Origin of the sequence: Reichenbachiella agarivorans (assembly GCF_025502585.1) — a bacterium.
In the GTDB taxonomy this organism is placed as follows: Bacteria; Bacteroidota; Bacteroidia; order Cytophagales; family Cyclobacteriaceae; genus Reichenbachiella; species Reichenbachiella agarivorans.
Window position 1 is genome coordinate 165,942 of the sequence record NZ_CP106679.1, and the last position, 22,625, is coordinate 188,566.

At 42.5% G+C, this 22,625-nt stretch carries 21 protein-coding genes; 13 read left to right on the forward strand and 8 right to left on the reverse strand.

From position 1 onward, the window contains the following. Positions 1-593 precede the first annotated feature (593 nt). From N6H18_RS00660 to N6H18_RS00680, 5 genes are all read right to left on the reverse strand, one after another. Positions 594-1,490 (reverse strand): hypothetical protein, encoded by an 897-nt coding sequence (locus tag N6H18_RS00660; protein WP_262309921.1) that lies wholly within the window; start codon positions 1,488-1,490, stop codon positions 594-596. A gap of 138 nt (positions 1,491-1,628) precedes the next feature. Beyond that, the gene (locus N6H18_RS00665; RefSeq protein WP_262309922.1) at positions 1,629-2,999 is read right to left on the reverse strand and encodes a HAMP domain-containing sensor histidine kinase; all 1,371 of its coding nucleotides are present in this window, start codon (positions 2,997-2,999) and stop codon (positions 1,629-1,631) included. 2 nt (positions 3,000-3,001) lie between these two features. Beyond that, entirely contained in the window at positions 3,002-3,679 is a 678-nt protein-coding gene (locus N6H18_RS00670; RefSeq protein WP_262309923.1) for a response regulator, read from the reverse strand. 99 nt (positions 3,680-3,778) lie between these two features. Continuing rightward, entirely contained in the window at positions 3,779-4,234 is a 456-nt protein-coding gene (locus N6H18_RS00675) for a DinB family protein (protein WP_262309924.1), read from the reverse strand. A gap of 60 nt (positions 4,235-4,294) precedes the next feature. After that, positions 4,295-4,771: a GNAT family N-acetyltransferase gene (locus tag N6H18_RS00680; RefSeq protein ID WP_262309925.1), complete on the reverse strand. Its 477-nt coding sequence runs from the start codon at positions 4,769-4,771 to the stop codon at positions 4,295-4,297. 260 nt (positions 4,772-5,031) lie between these two features. Between N6H18_RS00680 and N6H18_RS00685 the strand changes: the two genes are divergently transcribed. The 5 genes from N6H18_RS00685 (at position 5,032) to N6H18_RS00705 (ending at position 10,917) form a co-directional block, all read left to right on the forward strand. Then, positions 5,032-5,712 carry a porin family protein gene (locus tag N6H18_RS00685; protein ID WP_262309926.1) on the forward strand — a complete coding sequence of 227 codons (681 nt, stop codon included), beginning with the start codon at positions 5,032-5,034 and terminating at the stop codon, positions 5,710-5,712. Between the two features lie 488 nt (positions 5,713-6,200). Next, the gene (locus N6H18_RS00690; protein WP_262309927.1) at positions 6,201-7,430 is read left to right on the forward strand and encodes an RICIN domain-containing protein; all 1,230 of its coding nucleotides are present in this window, start codon (positions 6,201-6,203) and stop codon (positions 7,428-7,430) included. Between the two features lie 135 nt (positions 7,431-7,565). Next, positions 7,566-8,903, forward strand: a complete 1,338-nt coding sequence (locus N6H18_RS00695) for an RICIN domain-containing protein (RefSeq protein ID WP_262309928.1) — start codon at positions 7,566-7,568, stop codon at positions 8,901-8,903. 121 nt (positions 8,904-9,024) lie between these two features. After that, positions 9,025-9,942 (forward strand): FKBP-type peptidyl-prolyl cis-trans isomerase, encoded by a 918-nt coding sequence (locus N6H18_RS00700; protein WP_262309929.1) that lies wholly within the window; start codon positions 9,025-9,027, stop codon positions 9,940-9,942. 105 nt (positions 9,943-10,047) lie between these two features. After that, positions 10,048-10,917 (forward strand): FKBP-type peptidyl-prolyl cis-trans isomerase, encoded by an 870-nt coding sequence (locus tag N6H18_RS00705; protein WP_262309930.1) that lies wholly within the window; start codon positions 10,048-10,050, stop codon positions 10,915-10,917. Positions 10,918-10,934: 17 nt separating this feature from the next. Here N6H18_RS00705 and N6H18_RS00710 read toward each other — a convergent pair whose 3' ends face one another. Beyond that, the gene (locus N6H18_RS00710) at positions 10,935-11,921 is read right to left on the reverse strand and encodes a YheT family hydrolase (protein ID WP_262309931.1); all 987 of its coding nucleotides are present in this window, start codon (positions 11,919-11,921) and stop codon (positions 10,935-10,937) included. A gap of 199 nt (positions 11,922-12,120) precedes the next feature. Here N6H18_RS00710 and N6H18_RS00715 point away from each other — a divergent pair, with 199 nt between their 5' ends. Both N6H18_RS00715 and N6H18_RS00720 read left to right on the forward strand, forming a co-directional pair. After that, a complete protein-coding gene (locus tag N6H18_RS00715; RefSeq protein WP_262309932.1) occupies positions 12,121-13,089 on the forward strand; it encodes an ROK family protein in 969 nt (322 codons plus the stop codon). A gap of 26 nt (positions 13,090-13,115) precedes the next feature. Then, positions 13,116-13,394 carry a SelT/SelW/SelH family protein gene (locus tag N6H18_RS00720; protein ID WP_262309933.1) on the forward strand — a complete coding sequence of 93 codons (279 nt, stop codon included), beginning with the start codon at positions 13,116-13,118 and terminating at the stop codon, positions 13,392-13,394. Between the two features lie 435 nt (positions 13,395-13,829). Here the strand turns inward: N6H18_RS00720 and N6H18_RS00725 are convergent, their stop codons facing one another. Both N6H18_RS00725 and N6H18_RS00730 read right to left on the reverse strand, forming a co-directional pair. Further along, positions 13,830-14,978: a hypothetical protein gene (locus N6H18_RS00725; protein ID WP_262309934.1), complete on the reverse strand. Its 1,149-nt coding sequence runs from the start codon at positions 14,976-14,978 to the stop codon at positions 13,830-13,832. Between the two features lies 1 nt (position 14,979). After that, positions 14,980-15,936 carry a DUF2157 domain-containing protein gene (locus tag N6H18_RS00730; protein WP_262309935.1) on the reverse strand — a complete coding sequence of 319 codons (957 nt, stop codon included), beginning with the start codon at positions 15,934-15,936 and terminating at the stop codon, positions 14,980-14,982. 78 nt (positions 15,937-16,014) lie between these two features. Between N6H18_RS00730 and N6H18_RS00735 the strand changes: the two genes are divergently transcribed. The 6 genes from N6H18_RS00735 (at position 16,015) to N6H18_RS00760 (ending at position 22,581) form a co-directional block, all read left to right on the forward strand. Beyond that, positions 16,015-16,443 carry a hypothetical protein gene (locus tag N6H18_RS00735; RefSeq protein ID WP_262309936.1) on the forward strand — a complete coding sequence of 143 codons (429 nt, stop codon included), beginning with the start codon at positions 16,015-16,017 and terminating at the stop codon, positions 16,441-16,443. A 36-nt stretch (positions 16,444-16,479) separates the two neighbouring features. Then, positions 16,480-17,211: a subclass B1 metallo-beta-lactamase gene (gene bla / locus N6H18_RS00740; protein WP_262309937.1), complete on the forward strand. Its 732-nt coding sequence runs from the start codon at positions 16,480-16,482 to the stop codon at positions 17,209-17,211. Between the two features lie 46 nt (positions 17,212-17,257). Further along, positions 17,258-18,085, forward strand: coding sequence for a sulfurtransferase (locus N6H18_RS00745; RefSeq protein WP_262309938.1), 828 nt, complete (start codon positions 17,258-17,260; stop codon positions 18,083-18,085). Positions 18,086-18,261: 176 nt separating this feature from the next. Further along, entirely contained in the window at positions 18,262-19,626 is a 1,365-nt protein-coding gene (locus N6H18_RS00750; RefSeq protein WP_262309939.1) for a sensor histidine kinase, read from the forward strand. Positions 19,627-19,897: 271 nt separating this feature from the next. Continuing rightward, positions 19,898-21,454, forward strand: a complete 1,557-nt coding sequence (locus N6H18_RS00755; RefSeq protein ID WP_262309940.1) for an SDR family NAD(P)-dependent oxidoreductase — start codon at positions 19,898-19,900, stop codon at positions 21,452-21,454. Between the two features lie 50 nt (positions 21,455-21,504). Further along, positions 21,505-22,581: a hypothetical protein gene (locus tag N6H18_RS00760; protein WP_262309941.1), complete on the forward strand. Its 1,077-nt coding sequence runs from the start codon at positions 21,505-21,507 to the stop codon at positions 22,579-22,581. Positions 22,582-22,625 lie beyond the last annotated feature (44 nt).

A 22,625-nucleotide genomic window follows, 5' to 3' on the forward strand; every position in this document is an offset into this window, starting at 1 on the left:
ATTGAGTGTACTAATATTTTTCTAGGTAGTTATCTTATATTTCTAGGTAGTGATCAGGATTGTATCTAAATGCTCATAAATATTGATCTTCCCTATTCAGATTCCGAACATATCTAAAAACTCGATGGAGCATCGTCTTTTGCTTACTGCTGTTATTTGATGACCATACTGCGCAGAGGTTGTTTTGCTTCACGCATGCTTTCATCTAAAATCAAGGCATATTCATCAAAAAAGATACGTATCTTTTGTTTAAAACCTACGCAGATTTGATCAAAAAGATACGTATCTTTTTCCCTAAACCTGCGCGGGTTTGAAGGAAAGTCTGGGCAGGTTCGAACCAAAGTCTGCGCGGGTTTGAAGGAAAGTCACAGTAGACTTTAACAAGAACCTAGGCAGATAGGTACGAAAGGATAGTGTATAGTTCGGTTGTAGTTTCTTTACTGAATAGATTTTACAAGGACAAGAATGCCCAATCCAATGCGAGCACCTCCAAATCTCAACGAATCATCGTTCCCAATTGACTTTGTGTGCTTCTAAACCAGAAAAGCTCACCGTTTCGGGTGAGCCTCTTCTTTTAATCGCGCATATACTGGTTATTTCAATCTGATCTGGCAGCTACCAAGTTTGAGATCTCTGTTGTAGATGTCGATCTTGTAGATACCGCTGCTTAGTTTTTCTTTTGGTTTATAACTCATCTCGATTCTTTTGGATACGTCAAAGTCCCCTATGCTTGGTGATAGACTTACATAAAAATCGTTTTCCATCATACTGTCTTTGTCCTCGATGACTCTATAGCTGATGCTCTTGTCATTGCTATTGAGGAGTTTGCCTTCTGGAGTGGTGATTTTGAAGCTGACGTCCTCTGTTACGTTTTGAGGGACATCAAATCCTACCATCAATTTTCTAGTTGCCTTTGAGTTGACTGTCAAACGCTCCTTTTTACCTTTCAAGCTCTCCACTCGGAAGTTCTGCGCTACCAAGGCACTCAACAACTTGGTATTTTCATCCAAGATGGCATTCTCACTCTGCAAATTGGCGATGGTATTGTTGAGTTCCTCGGTCTTGCGATTGTTTCTTGCCATCTCTTCCATGTTCATGTTGAGCGCTGCGATTTGTTTTTCGAGATCCTTCTTGATGCCTTTGATCTCAGCCAATTGTTTTTGGAGACTCTTCACAGTCAAGTTTTCTTTTTTCAAGGCTTTGATCTCAGATTCTTTACTAGCAAGTGTCTTATTCGCACTATTTAAAAATTTATCCAATTCTGTGTTTTTACCCATTAGAGAAGACATCTCTCCTTTGAGCTTATGAATCTCTTTGTTGATGGATAGTTTCTCTGAGAGCAAAGATTCGGATTTCAATCTTTCGGTATCTAGGTCACTCTTCAGTGAAGCATTGGAACTCTTGTACATCACTACGCCTATCAGTGACATAAACAACAATATGGTAGCGACTACAGCAATGGCGGATTCTTTTCTAATGTTCGTTTTCATGACTTTGTTATTAATATTTAAGTAAAAGTGTAGTCACGAAATAAAGACGGAATGAAGCGGAGATTAAAATGTGATTAAGATATTAAGATTAGATTCTAGACGCTAGATTTTTAGACCCTAGACATCAAAACCTATCGTTTATTCTCCAGAATCGAAGAAAATGGTGAAAGTAGTGCCCTGACCCAATACTGACTCTACCTCTATCCTACCCTTGTGGAGTTGAATGATTCGATCGACCAATGATAGCCCAATCCCGTGGCCTTTGTAGGTGATCGCTCTTTTGCTGCGGTAGAATGGCTCGAAGACATGCTTGAGTTCGTTGCTGTCTATCCCGATGCCTTGGTCATTGAATCTCAAGAGAAGCAAATCTCCATCCTTTTCTATGCTGATAGCTACACGATGGGTTGGTGAGTATTTGCAACCATTGTCCATCAAGTTGATGATGGCAGTTTTGAGCAGTTGCTCGTTGCCTAGGATTGTCAATTGACTTTCGTCATCCAGATCAGCATCCAATGACACATCTACCTGATAGGTTGTGTTTCGTTTGATCAACTCACTCCTCACTTGCCAGACTATATCGTCTATCCTGAGGGGCTTCAACTCCACCTCCTGAGACTCCGAACTGGTCTGAGCCAGCAAGAGCAGACGGTTGGATATATTGTTGAGGTTCTTCATGTCCTCCAGTGCGGACTGGATGGATTGTAGGTATTCTTCATTACTTCGCGATTTGAGCAGAGTTACCTCCAATTGTCCCGTGATGGCAGTCAGTGGCGTCCTCAATTCATGAGAAGCGTTGGCGATGAAATTCTTCTGCACCTTGAATGCTGTCTCCAGTCGATCCAGCATTTTATTAAAGGTATTCGCCAGTTGTGCAATTTCATCCTTGCCATTACCTTCCTCGACTCGCAGGTTGAGACTGGTGATGGTGATGTCGTTGACCTGCTCTATGACACGAGAGATAGGTTTCAACACCCTACCAGAAAAAACCCATCCCGAGATGAATACCAGTACTATACTCATCCCAAACACCACCAAAAGGACTATTTGTAAATTTTTAAGTTTTTTTAATCCATAAATATCTACAGCAGCTGCAAAAACCACAAAACGATCATATTGATCTGAAAAAAGGAATCCAAGTACTTCGTATTGTCCCTTTGAAAATCGAATTTCTTCATTAAGACGAATTTCATCCAACATCTCTGGAGTAATGCCCAATAGATCCTCGTCATCCGAACTATAGAGTTTTTCATTTTGATAATTGAATATTATAATCTTTTCTTCTGGCAGATTGACAGGATTATCAAACTCTATTTTTCGTAGGAGATTAGCATCTACTTCTTCTACCTCTATCAGCAGCTTGGCGATATTGGTGCCTTTGTTGAGAAGCCTGGTATAAAAATCGTCTCGTCGGTAGTCTGCTGAGAAAAAGTAAATAGAAATAGATGAGAGCGACAGAATGATCGCTACAACTAGGATAAAGAGATAAGTCAATCTATTTCTGATCTGCATGACTACTCTGTGTCAAAAATGTAGCCACTGCCGATGCGTGTATGAATCAGCTTCATCGGAAAGTCCTTATCTATCTTTTTGCGCAAGATGTTAACATATACATCGACCACATTGGTGCCTGTATCAAAATTGAGATCCCAGACCTTGACAGTGATATCACCACGAGAAACCACCCTACCCTTATTGCGCATGAAGTACTCCAAGAGACTAAATTCCTTGGCTGTAAGTTCTATGATTTTCCCTGCTCTGACTGCCTGCTTCTTATCCAAATCAAGCTCCAAATCTGCAACCTTGAGTTTGTTGCTGCTATGAACCAATCCTGCACTTCGTTTAGTCAGTGCACGAATTCTAGCCAGCAATTCAGCAAACTCGAAAGGCTTGACCAAATAATCATCAGCTCCCGCATCAAATCCAAAAACTTTATCTTCAGTAGTTCCCAAAGCGGTCAGCATCAGTATAGGCACATCGTCTTTGACTTCTTTGATTTGCTTACAAAGCTCTATGCCGTTGATATAGGGAATGATAATGTCCAGCAAAATGATATCATAGTGATTTTTGGTCGCGAACTTGAGTCCCATCTGACCATCATACACCACCTCCACCTCATAGTCCTGCTCTGCCAATCCTTGCTTCAGGAATGCCGCCACCTTGGGTTCATCTTCTACAACTAGGATTTTCATGGATTGTCTGCCAAAACGAAAATATAGATGCTTTGTTCGGTAATATTGATGCAGATTCCAATTATTTCAAATAACTAGATGACATCAATAAATCCTATCTTATACCAACCTCTTCAGCATTTTGATCTGACCATAATGCATACTTTCATGTAGGTTGTTGAAACGGATAGCATCTTCTATCGTGTTGAGAATTACGCCATAGCTGGTTTGGAAAGTCTCGTAATCACCGAATATTTGTTGCGAATAATCCTGCTCGATCTGAGAGACCGACGGAATCAATTGGTTTTTGGCAAACTCTATCATTTGGTAATTAATTTCTTCAGAAGGGATAGTACCTTTCCTATACGACTCTATGATGCCTGTGTCTATTTTGCATGCCGTATTGCTCTTCATATAGAGCAGTACTTGAGGTGTGACAATGACATGAATGGCATTCCATAGGATGTTGTTGTTAAACCCCTTGGGAATACTACAAAGTTGCGCTGGCGTACAAGCCTCCATCTCTTTGAGAATATTTGCCCTTGTGGCAGTCAATAAGGTGAATTGTTCTTTCATACAGTGTAGATTAAATACCTATTTCATACGTAGCTCGGTAAACAAAGATCAGAAATAAACCTACTTTGTCCTATCCATGTAAAGCTTGAAGTCCTTGCATTGCAATTCCATGGGAGTAACTGTGCCATAGAAAGTAGTTTTTGGACCTATTACAGTCCCACCCAGTTTTGAAATGATTTCAACTGTGACATCTCTAGCCTCTATGATGACCTTGTCCACCCCTGACTCGAATACCTCAGTAAGAGAACGTATGATCAACTGCATCCCTACACCGCGCCCACGCAGTGAAGACGCTATGGCGAGCCGTCCCCAGTGCCATTCGGACGCTTCCTCCCATGCAGCAACTATGCCTACGATCCTATCATCCTCTTTAACACCCCACCACATTTGAAGATCATTTTTCAAGGGAATCAGTTCCTTTGGAATATGTTGCTCTTGATAGAATACCTCTTCCAAAAAACGAATAGCATGATCGTACCAAGACGGATCAAGACGTTCGATTAAAAAACATGGTGATTTTGATGTTTCGTTATCCAAGGCTCAAATTTTAAATTGATCAACCCACCTACCTCTTGAGATAGCAAGCTCACATTTGATGTATTTAAGTCCTTCGAAATCTGCCAGATACAGTACAAGACCTCAGTCCCCCACCATATATCCAAGATTAGCCATTTTGACAGACAGATGCAAATCAATACGTGTTCATTTACAATCCCTCCTCAGGTACACGACACCCCCTAGATAAGATTTTGTTCATCCTTCCAATTATTCCCTTCGATTCTATAATTTTGACCCTCATGAAAATAAGAAGCCTTTTCTCTTTGCTCATCATACTCGTGGTATCAACCACGGTGACAACAGCTCAAGACAGTCGCAAGACCTATGTCGGGGTAAAGGGCGGATACAATTTCTCACAAGTCAATTTATACCATTCATTTAATGGCTATGTGATGAAACAAGGCGTACAAACTGGATACCAGGGAGGAATAATCGTGATGAACTACCTGCGCAATCATATAGGAATCCAAGCCGAATTGAATTATACGCAGAAAGGATACATTCAAAAATTTGACAATGGACAACCTGATTACGAATCTCAATTCAATTATGTCGATCTCCCTTTCTTATTCAATCTACATACTGGCAAAAACAAACTCCATGTCTTCATCAATGCAGGTTGCTTCTTTGAGTACCTAATCAATGTGGAGTCGTCTAGCGAACCCAGCGATACGGGCGGATACGATTTTGACCCCTATGACAAAGATCGTGACCCTAACTTTGGTTATGGTTTTCGTGGAGGTGCTGGCGTATTTTATGACTCTAGGGTCGGCACTTTTATGTTGGAGGGTAGTTTCAACTACAGTCTTAGCAATTATCTTGACCCAGTTACCTTTGATAGCGGGGTGCCCACCTTGTCCAATCACTATCTCTTAGGTATCACAGTGGGCTATTTGATTTCCTTTGGGGAGTTAAAATAAGACAGTACATTATATAACACACAGGAAAAAACAACTGCCGAGAACCTCATGTTTTTTCTCAACTCCGCTTGCCTATTTTTTCGAAAAAAATTGATCAAAATTTTCGTCACTTCAGAAAAAAATAAAAAAAATCTCCATCCAGCGAAATAACACTTACGCCCTTCTATTTAAAAAAACATGCCAAAAATCAATTTTTTGACTGCTTATACAGATAACTGTACAGAATAACCACTGATTACCAGTCAATTATAATTTTATTCAAAATTTTGCAATTACGTAGAAATTTTGTTCATTCACACTTGGTTAACAATTAATTGGATAACCAATGATTGGTTTCTTGAAATCCAATCTTACATCACCAACCCAAATTTGTAGAGTTACAAACTTGAAAGTAGCTCAAAGTGCAACTCCCCTCATCGGGTGAGTTGAAAGCATGCATTGATTTGAAAGGATTATTGATGAAATGACTATTTACTAAATACTAAACCATGTATCTAAACTTGTATTTGACTTCCCTGTCTAAATGGGGATGTCAATTATTGATCGCCCTGCTATTGCTAGTAACTTTATCATGTTGCTCAGATGAAGAGCTACTATCCTCGGTGGATGAGCTTGCAGTGATCGAACCTGAATCAGCTATCCCCAGTACAGGTACAGTCTACTATATCAAAAATAGAAAGAGTGGCAAATATGTTGATGTGAAAGACTTCAACCATAGCAATGGCGGAATCATCCATCAGTGGAACTACACTGGCGCACTCAATCAACAGTGGGAGGCAATCTCAGTAGGTAGTAGTGAGTACCGATTAAAAAATATTGAAAGTGGCAAATCATTTGATATTGCTGGCAACAGCACAGCCAACAAAGCTTATCTACAGCAATACTCATATGGAGGTGCTTCCAACCAAAAATTCACCTTTACAAGCGCTGGGAGCGGATATTACATGATCAAGGCAGTGCATAGTGGCAAGGCGCTAGACGGCACAGGTCAAACTGTCAATGGCACGAGAATATGGCAGTGGACGTACAGTGCGAGCAACCAAAATCAACACTGGCTATTCGAAAGTGTGAATGAAGATACAGCTAATGGCTCAGTTTCATATAGCAACCCAGGAGACATCCCCAAATTCAAGGATGCCTTGAGCAAAGCCAAGCTGCAGTTACCCACCAGTACAACCGTGGCAACAGCCGCTCAACTCCTTGCTGGTTACTCATCTAGTTATTTCCAAGTAGCCAACAATGAAGACATTGCATTTTACCAAACGGGAGCTAGTAAACGAACTGAGTTACGCTTTGAAAACAATTTTGTAGTCACCAGTGGTAGCAGAACCGCTCATGCCAATTTAAAATTTGGCACTCAAGTAGGAGAAGAAGCAACATTTTTGCAAATACATGATGATGCAAACGCAGGCAACGGACCCAACAAACCGTTGCTTAGGATATACAGAAGTTTGTCAAGTGGACACATCCATGCAGCAGTCAAAACAGACGATGGAGGAGATGCTACGACACACTACGATTGTGGATCAGCACCCACAGGATATTTTGACTGTGACATCACCCTCAGCGGTGGTACGATGACAATCAAAATCAATGGGGTAACCAAAGTAACAAAGTCTGTGACTTACTGGGATTACCCTAGCTATTGGAAAGCAGGTGTGTACAATCAGTATGCAGGTGGCACCACTACCTATTTTAATGAACTGACTTGGAATTGATAATTATCAACCACCAACCATCCCAGTCCTCAACAACGAAGCAATAATTATGAATACTAATACCGGTTGTCTGGTAGCCATTTAGGCTTTTAGATGACCAAAGACTAAATAAATTTTTTACTAAACTAAATTACTATGTACAATTATTACAAAGCTACGAAAGGGCTCAAGGGGCTCTTCGTGCTCGCGCTAGCCACATTACTCATCTATGGATGTAATGATGAACTCGTTCTACCATCAGAGGAATTGTCAACAATCGTTGACGAAGAATCAGCCGTCCCGACAGCAGGAACAACCTACTACCTCAAAAGCAGAAAAAGTGGTCGGTATGCTGATGTAAAAGATTTCAGCCATAGCAATGGCGGTATCATCCATCAGTGGAACTACACCGGAGCACTCAATCAACAGTGGGAAGTACTCTCTGTAGGCAGCGGCCAATTCAGATTGAAAAGTGTAGAAAGTGGCAAATCATTTGATATCGCTGGAAGCAGTACTGCCAACAAAGCTTACTTGCAACAGTGGGCATACGGTGGAGCTTCTAACCAAAAATTCACCTTTACCAGTGCTGGAAGTGGCTACTACATGATCAAAGCCGTGCATAGTGGCAAAGCACTAGACGGTACAGGTCAAACTGCCAATGGCACAAGAATCTGGCAATGGACATACAATTCAGGCAACCAAAACCAGCATTGGTTGTTTGAAGAAGTAGGTGGCAGCACTGGCGGTGGTGGAGGATCTTCAGGGTCTTCTTATCCAGGAGCTTTGCTAGGACTTACTACAAGCAACTGGAAACTAAACTGTTTCACAGGAAGCCCTTCTAGCTCTACATACAGAGACGACGTTCTGGATTACACAGGTAAGACTTTCTCTAACTACTCTGATGCCAACTACTTCTACGTAGATGGAGACTATGCAGTGTTCAGAGTGTACAGAGGTCAGCCAGGTTCTAGTAATTCAGGCAACCCAAGAGTAGAGTTGAGAGAAATGAAAAATGGCAATGAAGCAGCTTGGTCTGGATCAAGTGGAAACAATACCATGACATGGGTAGCTAGAATAGATCAACTTGGCAAGAGTGCTAGTGGAAATGACGGTGTGACTTGTTTCGGTCAGATTCATGGTGATGGTGACACTGTGGATGATGTGATCAGAGTTCAGTTCCTTGGTTCTGTCAACCAAAGCTCTGGTGCTGTAAAGTTGAAAATCAGTGGTTATGTAACAGAAGAACTCCAAGGTGGTAGCAAGACCTACACTGGCTATTCATTGGATACAGATTATACTTTCAAATTGACTTATAACAGTAGCACTGTTAAGTTTTACGTGAATGGTTCTCAAGTATTCAGCCAATCAATGAGCGGCGAAGATACCTCTAACAACTACTTCAAAGTAGGTAACTATATGCAATCTGTACAAGGCGCAAGCTACGATGGATCACATGCAATTGTGAAAATCAAAAGCCTAAGCTTTACACATTAATTGAATGGCCAAAAGCCAAAAAGCATGATTATGGGCACCACACACATGTGTGGTGCTTTTTCGATACTTAGAAATACCAGCTATTTTTAGACTCCAAATTCACTATTACTAAATTACTGACATGAATTTTAGCTCCCTCATATCATTGTTGATACTACTTTCTTTCATTATTTGTTCCTGCCAAGATATCACAAAGACCAAATCAGGAATTGAAGTGACTTATATAGAAAGAGGTCAAGAATCTCTGTTACCCGATAGTTGTGTGCTATTTCTTAATATTCAATACGTCGATGACAATGGAAAAGAACTGTTTAGTTCACAAGCAGATGGTCGTCCGTTGGCTTTACCTTACAGAGCTGCCACTTGGGGCATATCTGCCCCTCATGCGGGTCCTTTTTATGAGGTCTTGGCTACATGCAAGATTCAAGACAGCATACAATTTACATTGACAGCTGAGCAATTGTATATCAAAACATTCAACCTAGATGAAGTTCCCAAAGAACTCTCCCTTTCGGACTCATCCAAAATCAATTTTTTCATAGCTGTAGATAGTCAAATGACAGAAACCAATTTCAGACAATTTACTGAACAAAAGGCATTGCGGGATCAGGCCAAATTCCAAAAAGAAGAAGACGAACGAAAAATACTACAAGACAGCTTGATCCGTCAATACCTAGAGGAACAAGGCATCAATGCTACGAGAACAGAGAGTGGTCTATGGTATGTCATCAAAGAACAAGGTACTGGTGCTAAACCAGTAGAAAACGATCTAATAACTATCCATTATAGAGGCTCTCTCCTAGACGGCACCATGTTCGACTCTTCGTATGAAAAAGGAGAACCTGTCCGATTTGCATTTGGTGTGAGAGACGTACTCAAAGGATGGGACGAAGGGTTCGAGCTTTTAAACCTAGGAGGCAAGGCCATGTTTATCCTCCCAAGTCATCTAGCCAATGGCTCTTACTCCGATGGTCCTATCAAACCATATTCGATTTTGAGATATGATGTTGAACTCCTCGAAATCACAAAAAGAGATTGATAGCCCCACAAAACTGTCTCAACTCGTGCTATCTTAGGCATGTTGCGTTGTTTTACCCATTGATACAATAGATTTATGAGATTCATTTTACTCCCTTCACTCCTTATGAGTATATCCTGTTTGATGTTTTCGTGCAATCAGACTGCTGCTCCGAGTAAAGACCTGATTTATATCAAACATGGCGAGACCTCTCTGGTAGATAGCAGTATGCTTGTCATGAATTTTTTATACAAGGATGAAAATGGCAACCATCTCACAGACTCTGCAACGAGAGCATTGCCATTGCATATGCCTTATATCAAAGCATTGTGGGATACCTTGGGTATCTTCTATACCACATTGGGCAAATGCAACATTGGAGATAGTGTGCATTTTACCTTATCAGCAAAACAGCTGTATATAGAAACCTTTGGCGAAACAGAAATCCCTGCTGAATTAAAGTTATCCAAGCAGTCACCTGTCAATTTTTATGTTGGGTTTACTAGCCAGATGAGCTTAGATGATTTTTATCATCAACAAGACTCTATGGAAAACAAACGCTACCAGGACTATATCAACGATACTGAAAAAAGAAATATAGCACAAGGACTCACTATAGATCAATACCTCGATAAACAAGGGTTAAAAGCCAACAAAACAGAAAGCGGATTGAGATATGTCATTACACAGGAGGGAATGGGAGACATCCCCAAACAAGGTGACAGAGTAAGGATTCATTTTCATGGCACACTTTTAAACGGTGATGTATTCGGATCTTCTTATGACTCGGGTGAGTCTCCTTATGAATTTGAACTAGGCAGAGGTGAAGTCATTGCTGCATGGGAAGAAGCCGTCTCGCTCTTCAAGGCTGGCACCAAAGCAACCTTACTCGTCCCCAGTGACTTGGGATTCGGATATGCGAATCGCTACGACATCCCAGGTAGCTCTATCCTAAGGTACGATATAGAAATAATATCCGTAGAAAGCGCTAAATAAACTTAATACCTCCATAGTCAATGCAATGACCAATCCTTCATATAGCTATCGATGTACTCAAATGCTCTCTGATCCATCCAACTGTAGTTTTTTCCTCTCAGTCGAAAACCTACATGTCCACCACACTTAGGAGTCTCTAGTGTGAGAAATTTACTCTCTTGGCATATCGTGTACGGATAACAAGGCCCTCCCAGCAAGGGGTCGTTGATCGCATTGACTATCAAAGACGGAACCTTGATACTGTGATAATGTAGGTCAGAACTAGCCGATTCATAAAAGTGTCTCGCTGAGCGAAAACCATGAATGGGAGCTGTGTACTTCTCATCAAACACACTAAACGAATGGATCTCATCTATACCCGTGATGTCAATCAGGTCTGGAAACTGCTCATGCTTTCGTTTGACTTTCTCAATCAGTTTTTTGAGAAACCGCTTTCTGTAGAAGATATTTCCTCGAAAAGTCAATTGATGTGCACTGTTCCAAAGGTTGCAAGGGACTGAAAATACGGCTGCCGCCACGACATGTTTGGGTACACTCGCGCCATATTCTCCGAGGTATTTCAAGGTAGTGCTCCCTCCCATCGAATACCCCACCAACCCTATCCTCTTGTACCGTCGTGTATTTACTGCATAATTCACGACCGTCTCAAAATCGTCTGTCACTCCATGGTGATACAGCCTCAAGTTGAGATTCATCTCCTGACCACACGACCGATAGTTCCACGCCAACACATCATAGCCTCGCTGATGAAAATACCTCGCACAGCTTTTGATATAGTGACGCTCTGTACTACCCTCCAATCCATGAGAAATAATGACCAGTTTGTTGAACTGCCCTTGCAGCCAATCTAAATCCAGAAAATCGTTGTCTGGTGTATTGATCCGCTCTCTCGTAAAACGCACATCCTTAATCTCCCTAAATAAACTTGGGAAAATCGTCTCCAGGTGTCCACTTCTCAAGGGAGAAAGAAAATTTCCATAAGTTGACTTATCAATTACAGGCATGATCGATTAGACATTTTTTTGTGCAACACTTATTTTAAGAAAGAAAACTAAAGACCGAATTCTACTCATTACCAATACATTAACTCATACATTTTCAACTTTCCAATCCCAAATCCAACTAAACAGGTTAAAAAAAATCTCCAATGTTCCTTTTCTTCTTGATCGTGATCTATTTTTGGAAGCTCAAAATAAGAAAAATATGGCTGAATACGTATTAGGAATTGATATTGGAGGGACTAATACCAAATATGGTCTCGTTGATCAAGAAGGTAACGTGACAAACGAAGGCTCATTCCCAACTCAGGCTGACGCTGATATCAATGCATTTTTGACTCTATTGCACAGCCATGTTCATGAATTGATTGAAAACAACCAGGTCATAGGTGCGGGAGTGGGTGCTCCCAATGGCAACTATTACCGAGGTACGATTGAACACGCTCCGAACTTGAATTGGGGCGAGATCGTAGAGTTCAGAGAGCTCTTTGAAAATAAATTTAAAATCAAAGTTGCACTGACCAATGATGCCAATGCAGCCGCACTCGGCGAGATGCTTTTTGGTGGAGCCAAAGGCATGAAGGACTTTGTGGTCTTTACTTTAGGTACGGGCTTAGGTAGTGGTATCGTTGTAGATGGCAAATTGGTCTATGGCTACTCTGGCATGGCTGGTGAAATCGGTCACGTGAGTGTGAACCCTGACGGTCGTCATTGTGCCTGTGGTCGCAAAGGCTGTCTAGAAACCTACGTATCTGCTACAGGCATCAAAAGAACCGTATCCAAATTGATGGCGGATTACACTCGCCCGAGTGTACTCAGAGACATTCCCTACAACCAAATAGATGGCAAAGTCATCACCGATGCAGCCAAAAATCATGATTTCATCGCCATCAAAGCATTTGAGTATACTGGTAAAATACTAGGTCAAAAACTGGCTGATACTGTGTTGCACACGAGTCCTAAGACTATCTTCCTTTTTGGGGGATTGGTCAAAGCTGGGGACTATCTCCTAGAACCCGCCAAGCACTACATGGAGGAAAAAATGTTCAAACCATTTAAGAATCAAGTAGACCTCAGAGCCTCCTCATTGATGGATAAAAATGCGGCAGTCTTGGGCGCAGCAGCACTAGGTTGGACTGAGTTCTCCAAAGACAAGGAGGCGATGAATGTATAACCACAGTATTTCATCAACCTAGAATCATGAGCAAGCACAACGTAACAATTGAATACTGCAAAATGTGCAGATGGATGATGCGTGCTAGCTGGATGGCACAAGAGCTCTTGATTACATTTGATGAAGAATTGGATGAGGTGACCCTCCGACAAGGTACGGGTGGCATCTACAATGTCTACGTCAACGACAAGCTCATCTTCTCTCGCAAGGAACAAGGGCGATTCCCCGAAATCACCGAGCTCAAACAGCTCGTACGAGACCATATTGCTCCCGACAAGAGTCTAGGTCACAGTGACAAAGGTTAAATCCAACTGTCAATTTAGCAGCAACAGGATACGTGTATTCAATCCTGTCGTCTGTCTTGTGACTGCTAAGTGAATCGTTTCTACGTACCGAAAGTTCAAACTCACATTGGCAAAATCTGTTGGCCACCAGTTCAACCCTACTTCCATTTGTCTGTAGTCTCTTTTTGACAGATCATTGATAAAAAATGAATAGTCATGACTACCAATTCGAGAAAACCTTGTAGACCGAGAATCTCACCTTGTCATACTGAGGTTCACAACTTGTCACCCTAAGGTACTCGAAGGGCTACAAGCAACACCGAGGCATCAGCACAGCCTATCTGATGGTTCGAGCCCCTCACCAAGACGGAGAGATTGCAATGCAGCCCTGATCAATTAATCTTTTGCTTAGATTAGAGAATTAAAACATCTTAATCGATGTTGTCTGGTTGGTAATCAAAACTCTCCACTCGCACCACCTCCACCAAAGGTGCCACCTTGGCCGCTGAAACCATCATCTTGGATCTGGTGTCCTCCCAAAGTTTGGGACGCAATGAAAGCAGTCATATCTGAATTCTCCCATTTGCTCTGAACCAGTGGTTCTCTGGTGAAACCCTTGCGGTCAATTTTGAGGTAATTCATCACCCCAATAGCCGCTAAAATCATGACAGCACCAGCTATGGTAACAGTCACTTCTGGATAATCCAAACCGTAGTAATATTTGATCGTGATCACAGAAAGGGTCAAAGTCAACAGACTTACCCGAATGAATAGAATTTCCTTCTTGACAATCCCCCAAACCAAATAACCAACAGGTATCAAAAAAGTAAAAGCATAAAACAGAAAGGCAAAGGGTATGTCGCCCCCTTCTGACACCTCTACGCCCAACATACCTACACTCATTTCTCGCACCACAAAGTAGTTGCCTCCCAAATAAATCAGCATCAAAGCCATCGTATCGAAAATGATGAAATGATCCTCCCATATCAACCCATCCACCACCTTTTGCAATCGCTGACTGAGAAAGAACAAGCCTGCAAAAACAATCATCACTAGGAAAGGAAGGAAGGCGATCACGGATGTAAAAACATAAAACAGCAAGTACACAAAGCACAACACCGCAGCTCCCAACGCCAACAAATCCATGTAGCGGATGCTCGCCCCCACCAAAAACAAAAATGCCACAGCGATGTAAACCCACTCTGATTCCATGTCGAAACCCAATACGCCAAGAAACAAAAATGAACCACCTACATAATAGCCTGCCTCTGTGACACCAGACTTGTAATGATGGCTATCCTTGATCATTTTCAACTCCGTAAAAAGCAACGAAGCTATCCCTACCAACACCATCATCACTCGGATGCCAATCTCACTGTCTATCTCAAATGCAAAAGCAAAAGGTGTCAAAACAGTCGAAATCCCAATCAACGTCACTACAAACAGCAAAATCCGCATGATCACTGAGGGCGAATACAACTTTGTCTGATATTGCTCACGTATCACTGACCATTGTTCCTCATTGATCCATCCCTGCTTATACCATGTTTTTATTTTGGAGAGCGAAAGCTTCTTTCTTACCTCCTCTAGGTCGTATGCCACCATATCAGTTGTCGTCAGAAAAATGCGTTCTATTCTTGACCAAAAGAATCACTCCAGCAATACAACTCGCAGGAAAATAGAAGAATCCAAATTCCCATATTTCTTCTCCTGCCGTAAAAATCAGGAAGCTCAATGCGATGTATCCCACAAAACATGAATAGAGAAAAAACAAGAACACCCGTTGGTTCCAACTACGCCACGCCACCAATACAGTAAACACCAATAGCACAAATGCTACCCAAGCACTCTCAAACCAATCAAACATCATCGCCAACCCAGCAAAATAAATGAGCAGCAAAGCAAAATTGTGGTAGGTAAATATGAAGTGCTTTTTGATATCCATCTTCTCCATCACAATGCCCAACACCAACAAAAACAAGCCAAAATACAGCGCCAAAGTGTAGATTGAAATTGTATCCACCCATTCACCATTGACCCAATCTACTGGTGACACACTCAGTCCAAACACTGCCGCCCATGCTGTAATTGACAGAGACAAAACTATCTTGCTATCATAGCGATACGCCATATAGGCAAACAACAAACCACTGATGACAGAAGTCCATTTGAGTAGCAGCCACACCAAGTCAAAATACACTTGCACATAGGTAAACAGGGAAATAATCAACAAAGCAACGAGTACCAAGACATAGTCAAAATAGATATGTTCCACTTTCACTTCCCCCGAAAAATAGGGCCTGGCATGCTGGCGAATGTAATACCCACCAACACCAATCGCGACAGCCAACAAAAGCATCATAGCGTAGTGTCCAATCTCACCGACATTTTGATAGACGATGTAGCCCACCCCTCCAGTAAATAATAGAATCCCGAGATAAAGCACCAGCCGCAGTTCGTAGTACAATGAAACTAGTTTTTTGGAATGAATGGCTTCCAATGTCCGAAAAGGCTGTTCGTCAAGGAGTTTTTCTTCAAACAATTTTTGATGTAGGTTATCCATATAAGTCACCAATATAAGCAGAATTCATTATTTTAGATGACACGTTGTTTTTCATCATTCACCTAAAAACCTTCCATTATGAATCCAACTATCAAAAACATCCTTGCCATTATAGCAGGCGTCATGATCGGTAGTGCCGTCAATATGGGCATAGTCATGGCAAGTGGGGAGTTAATTCCGCCACCAGAAGGTGCTGACGTCACCACTATGGAAGGACTACAAGCCTCCATCCATCTTTTTGAGCCCAAGCATTTCATCATGCCCTTTTTAGCGCATGCCTTGGGGACATTGGCAGGTGCGGTCATTGCGGGTCTGATTGCCGCTAGTCACAAAATGAAATTCACACTCGCTATTGGGATATTCTTCTTATTTGGGGGGATCGCCAATGTATGGATGCTACCCACTCCTATTTGGTTTATTGTGTTGGATTTACTCATAGCCTATATCCCGATGGGGTATTTGGCTGGTGTTTGGACGAAGCAAAACAAAAAATTAATCTCTGAATAAAGGATGAAAATTCGTCAATTCGAATCAACTTTCAGCATGAGAATAAGTATGTACTGCCTTGTAATAGGAATCTACCTAGCAAGCTGCGGCCCAAAGGTCATTCACGAGTCAGACCAGTTGAAAATATCTACATTGACAGACAATACCCTCGTCCATGTCTCTTACTTGGAGACAGAGAGTTTTGGCAAAGTTGCCTGCAATGGACTCGTTTACATCCATGATGGAGAAGCTATCGTATTTGATACCCCTACCACAGATTCTGCCACGATGGAATTGATCAATTGGCTCCAAATCAAATCTGGTCTCAAGATTACTGGACTGGTGGTGAGCCATTTTCATGAGGACTGCCTCGGAGGTATTGACCGCTTTCATTTATCGAATATCTCTACCTATTCTACCTTCAAGACAATCTATAAAGCCATCGAGGCAGGCTACACTGCTCCGGCCAATGGATTTGACAACAACATCACCTTGCAACTGGGGGATAAGGAAATCATCAGTGAATTCATAGGTGAAGGACATACTACGGACAATATTGTAAGTTACATCCCTGCAGAAAGGGTACTTTTTGGCGGATGCCTCGTCAAAGAACTGAATGCGGGTGAAGGCTATGTCGATGATGGAAATGTGAGCGCTTGGTCGCAAACGGTCCAAGCCATCAAAGAAAAATACCCTGAAGCAAAACACATCGTCCCTGGGCATGGACAGGCAGGTGGACCAGAATTGTTGGACTACACGATAGAGCTTTTTAGTAAGTATCAGAAGTAAACAAACCTTCGTATTTTTATCCCAAACACCACAAACAAAAAGACCTATGAATACTCCCACAATCACTAGCGAATGGCTCAATGCTCATCTCAATGATCCCCACTTGGTCATCTTAGATGCGAGTCCCAAAAGCAACAAATCAGGATTGTCATCGGATTATATAGGTAAGTATATCCCCAACAGCTACTTGTTTGATTTGGCTGGACAATTTAGTGATCCGAGCAGCCCCCTACCCAACACGCTCCCTCAACCCGAAGCATTTGCACAGGCTGCACGCGAGCTAGGTATCTGCCAAGAGAGCAAAATAGTAGTCTATGACAACCTTGGCATCTATGCGAGTCCGAGAGTTTGGTGGATGTTCAAAACAATGGGTCATGCACATGTCTCGGTACTCGATGGCGGTCTTCCAGCTTGGATAGATGCAGGATATGAAACAGCAACTCAATTGACCTCACCCAAAAGCACAGGTGATTTTCAGGCAAGATTCAATCCCTCGGCAGTCAAATACACTGATGACATTTTGACCAACCTCGATGATCAAAGCACATGCGTCATAGATGCTCGGTCTGAGGGGAGGTTTTGTGGCACAGCACCCGAACCACGTGAGGGGCTCAGCAGTGGTCACATCCCTCATTCTATCAATATCCCCTTCGAAGCTGTGCTCCAAGATGGTCATTTCAAATCCCCAACCGAACTCAAAAAAGTCTTTGAGGAAGTGGGTAACAAGCCTCTGATCTTCTCTTGTGGGTCTGGGCTGACAGCCTGCATTGTCCTCTTGGCACATGAACTCATCGACCCTCGTCCTAAGTCAGTCTATGATGGGTCATGGACCGAATGGGCACTCTCAGGCAAGCTACCCATTGCAAAAAAGTGAAGTTGAACCTTCAAATTCACGATCACTGACCTTTGCATTAATTCACTGACATTCATTCTATTAAACCCTATTTTGGCTATCTTGTGCCATCAATAGTGTATAAAGTACCTACTATTGATTGCTTTTCAATCGGTTTTGGAGTCTGGTCATGGATCTAATCGACGACACTTATGGACATGGATGTCAAAACCTTGTTTCTGTTTTTCTCTGCAGGAAATTTCTTCACCCTACTTTTCCTGTCCGTTTACACCTTATTGTATAAGAACAAGGTCTCCATTCTACATTTGTTCATGTTGGCTAAGTTTTTTGGAGTCATCCAGTGGATACTTCTAGCCCTGCGAGGCAATATTTCTGATGGTTATTCAATCGTGATTGCCAACATACTGGTGCAATTCACCCTATACATTGAAATCTACTGCATTCGCTTTGCCAAGAAGCCGTTTGAAAAGATACACCTCCTAAAGTTCTGTTTCCTTCCATTGTTGACTTCAATTTTGTTTTACTCGTTTGCCTACAGTGCGGATCATATTAGGGTCATTGTTAGCTCTGCCCTTATTAGCTTATTTTTTCTAGGTGGAGCCATTGTGCTCATCATGGATCAAACCAAAGGAGGGACTCAAAAACTGATATCTTACTTTTTCCTTGTGCTGGCTTTATTATTTGCCTTTCGTGTACTATGGGCTTCCTCTGCAGACAATCAAGCAGCTCTATTTTCTAACAGCAGCATTCAGATCATCACCTATATGTCTATGTATTTGGTGTCTTTTCTGGTTTCAATCTCCCTGTTGCTGATACTCATGGAACAAGACCAAGAACGAATAGAAAGCGACAACCTTCAACTTCAAGAGTTGAATGCAAGCAAAGACAAATTCTATTCGATCATAGCGCACGACCTCAGAGCACCACTGAGCAACCTCTACCAGTTGGGAGAAGTATTGGATAACAACCGTGAGCAAATGAGTCCAAAACATGTGTCAGAAGTGACGCACAATCTCTACCAGAGTGGTAAACAAGCCTATCTCCTACTAGATAGCCTTTTGAACTGGGCCAATGCCAACTCTGGTGTCATGAAATACTCTCCTCAGCTGATCAACCTACACGAACTGGTGGATGACAGCATCTCTATCTACATGCAAAAAGCAGCAAGTAAAAAAATAGAACTGACCCAGAGTTTGCCTCATGAGTCGCTGGCATTTGCAGACATCAACATGACGCACACCATCCTCCGAAATCTCATCTCCAATGCCATGAAATTCACCCCTGGTGGTGGGAGCATCACGGTAGTCCCTGGCAATACCGATGATGACATGCTAGAAATAGGCATCCGTGATACAGGCATGGGCATGAGTGAATCCCAAGCCTCCAAAGCACTTGCCATGGACAACCACCTATCCACACCAGGAATTGACAATGAAACTGGTACAGGGATGGGACTCAAACTTTGCAAGGAGTTCATCGATAGAAACAAAGGCAAAATCTGGATTGAAAGCCAAATCAACCAAGGCACAACCGTTTGGTTTTCTCTGCCTAGGTTTCATTGACTGGGGTGTTTGCAGATTGTTTGGTCTTAGCATATTAGTTGACCGTCGACTAAAAAACAGCACACACCTCGTAACTTACAAAAAAGCTTGTGTGTCACAAACCTTGGGTAGGGCAGAAAATTAATCAAAAATGATCAATGTAAAATTGAGAATGTTAAAGTGAATTTCTCTCCCCGTAGGTCCTGTGATTCTACCACCACTCACAGTTGATTATCGACTGTAAACCGTCGACTAAAAATCACTACTTTTGCGCTTCTCAAATGAGCACCCCATGACAAAGCAAACGCCAGAGGCATCCAACAAACTGTCTCCAGATCAGATCGACCAGTGTATTTCTATTTTGGAAGCACTCAATGAGGATACCGATCAAATATTTGTCATCCCCAAAGAAAAACGTCAGGCCCTGCTCATAGCTGCTGGAAAATTGTCCCGACCGAGCAAAGAAGAACTTTTGATTCGCAAAAAAGGTGCTAAGAAAATCATCAAGAGCCAAGTCAAAATTCAAGACAAACAAGCACGAAACAATACCGGCATCCGCAGTGCCAGAGAAGCCAGCGTCTTTGTCGCGCCAACTATGATTGCACTGACGGGTGCAGAAGCCGATAAAGAAGTAGAACTCAACTCACCGCGGAGCTGCTATGTCTGCAAACAGGTGTACAACCGACTCCACCACTTCTACGATACCATGTGCAAGGAATGCGGTGACTTCAACTATGCCAAGAGATTTCAAACGGCAGACCTCAGCGGTCAAGTAGCCTTGGTGACTGGATCTCGCCTCAAAATTGGTTACCATATTACACTGATGATGCTCCGTGCTGGTGCTACCGTGATTGCCACGACTCGTTTTCCGGTGGATTCTGCCTTGCGCTTCGCCAAAGAATCCGATTTCCCCGAATGGGGTCATCGACTCAAAATCCACGGGCTAGATCTGCGACACATCCCTAGTGTTGAGATATTTTGCAACTTCATCGAGCAGCGCTATGATCGCCTCGATGTATTGATCAACAATGCCGCACAGACTGTCCGACGTCCTGCTGGGTTCTATCAACACCTGATGCCCAACGAAGGACGAACTGTTAGCGAGTTGCCAGCATTTGCACAGGAGCTCTTGGCGGATCATGAAGCCTGTCTCCATGAGTTGAGAGAACTCAGTGCGGGATTTGCAGAAGGTCAGGGCAAAAACCTGCCCGTCACTTGGCATGGCAAACAACTGGGCATAGGCTTGAGTGCCTCTGCACAATTGTCACAGATCCCCTACAGCATCGACAATTCACTCACTGCAGCGGAAGTCTTCCCTGATGGACAACTGGATGCAGACTTGCAGCAGGTGGATTTGAGAAAAACCAACAGCTGGAGACTGAAGTTGGGCGAAATCCCAACCAACGAAATGCTGGAAGTACAACTGGTCAACTCTGTTGCCCCCTTCGTACTCTGCAACCGCCTGGTCAATCTCATGAAAAAAGAAGACACGGGCATGAAACATATCATCAACGTATCGGCGATGGAAGGAAAATTCCACCAGTTTCACAAAGAGGACCGTCATCCACACACCAACATGGCCAAGGCTGCACTCAACATGATGACCCTCACTGCTGCATCAGACTTTGCCAAATACGGCATCTACACCAATGCCGTAGATACAGGCTGGGTGACAGACGAAGATCCTGCAGAACTGGCACGACGCAAAGAAGAACTGCATGACTTTCAGCCACCATTAGACATCGTAGATGGAGCAGCTCGTGTGATGGATCCTCTATTCGACGGCATCAATACTGGTAAACACTGGTGTGGGAAGTTCCTGAAGGATTATAAGCCTACGTCGTGGTAGGATAATTTGTACTGATCTCATGATTCGTAGAATACACGCATATTTGTAGTATGTCACTCCGCATCATCCAAACCACCCAGACAGCCAGCGAAGAAATAAATAATTTCCTCTCCAAAAACCTGATTGGCACACCCCAGCAGTCTCCAGTATATCAACAGCTCTCAACCCGTCAAAAACTAGCACATATCCCCAAAGCACATTTTGCTACTTTATGGAAGGCTGAGCAACTGCTCAGTACTTGTTGTTTCTGTGAGCGTGAAGCAATTTTGGAGGAGCAAGCTATCAAAAGTTACTATGTCCGTTACTTTTCACTTCTTGATCAATTCCGAATCCAACGCAGAAAAACAAATACCCCACGCAGCAAAAACAGTCTGATCAAATCAGAAATTCACGAGATGCTGACTGGGACAGGGCTAGGAAGTGTGCCTGGAGAAAGCAACATCTTCTACGCCTACGTCGATCCCAACAATGCACGGTCTGCCCTGCTCTGTGAGGAATTTGGTTTCCAACCAATCCGTCAATTCACCACACATATCATTGGCAGAGTCTTTCCCAAAAAGAGAGTAGATTTCAAGCAAGTAAGTACAAAAGAGGATCATATTGTCATCCGACAACTCCTGAAAAAACAATATGCAGATTACTCATTCTACACCGAAGAGAATCTCTTCTACCAGGACAATTACTTTGTAATCAAGTCCCAGAATGGTGAAATTCTAGCGGGCATCCAAGCCAACCCAGAAAAATGGAAAATTCATAGTTTGCCAGGTATCAGTGGTCGTTTTCTTCTCAATTTCTTAGGGCGATTACCAATTTTTCGCAGGTTGATCCAAGCCAACTATGCTTTCCTCGCATTCGATTATGTGTATGCAAAACACGGGCACGAAGATTTGATCATTCAATTGATCGAATCACTATTGGTGCACTTCCAGGTGTACAGCGCAATGATTTTGAGTGATGATCAGTCTCCTTTGACCAGTTTGATTTCTACCATAGACCATGGGCTAATTGGTCAAATGAAGAAGCCTGTTTCTATCTCCGTGATAATCAAGGACAACAATCTAGAAGCTTCTAGGCTGAAATACTTAAAAAAACATCCCGTATTTCTCTCTTCTTTTGATACTACTTGAAGTATTTGTACTGATATTTTACCGTGACTGCTATATTTGCCATT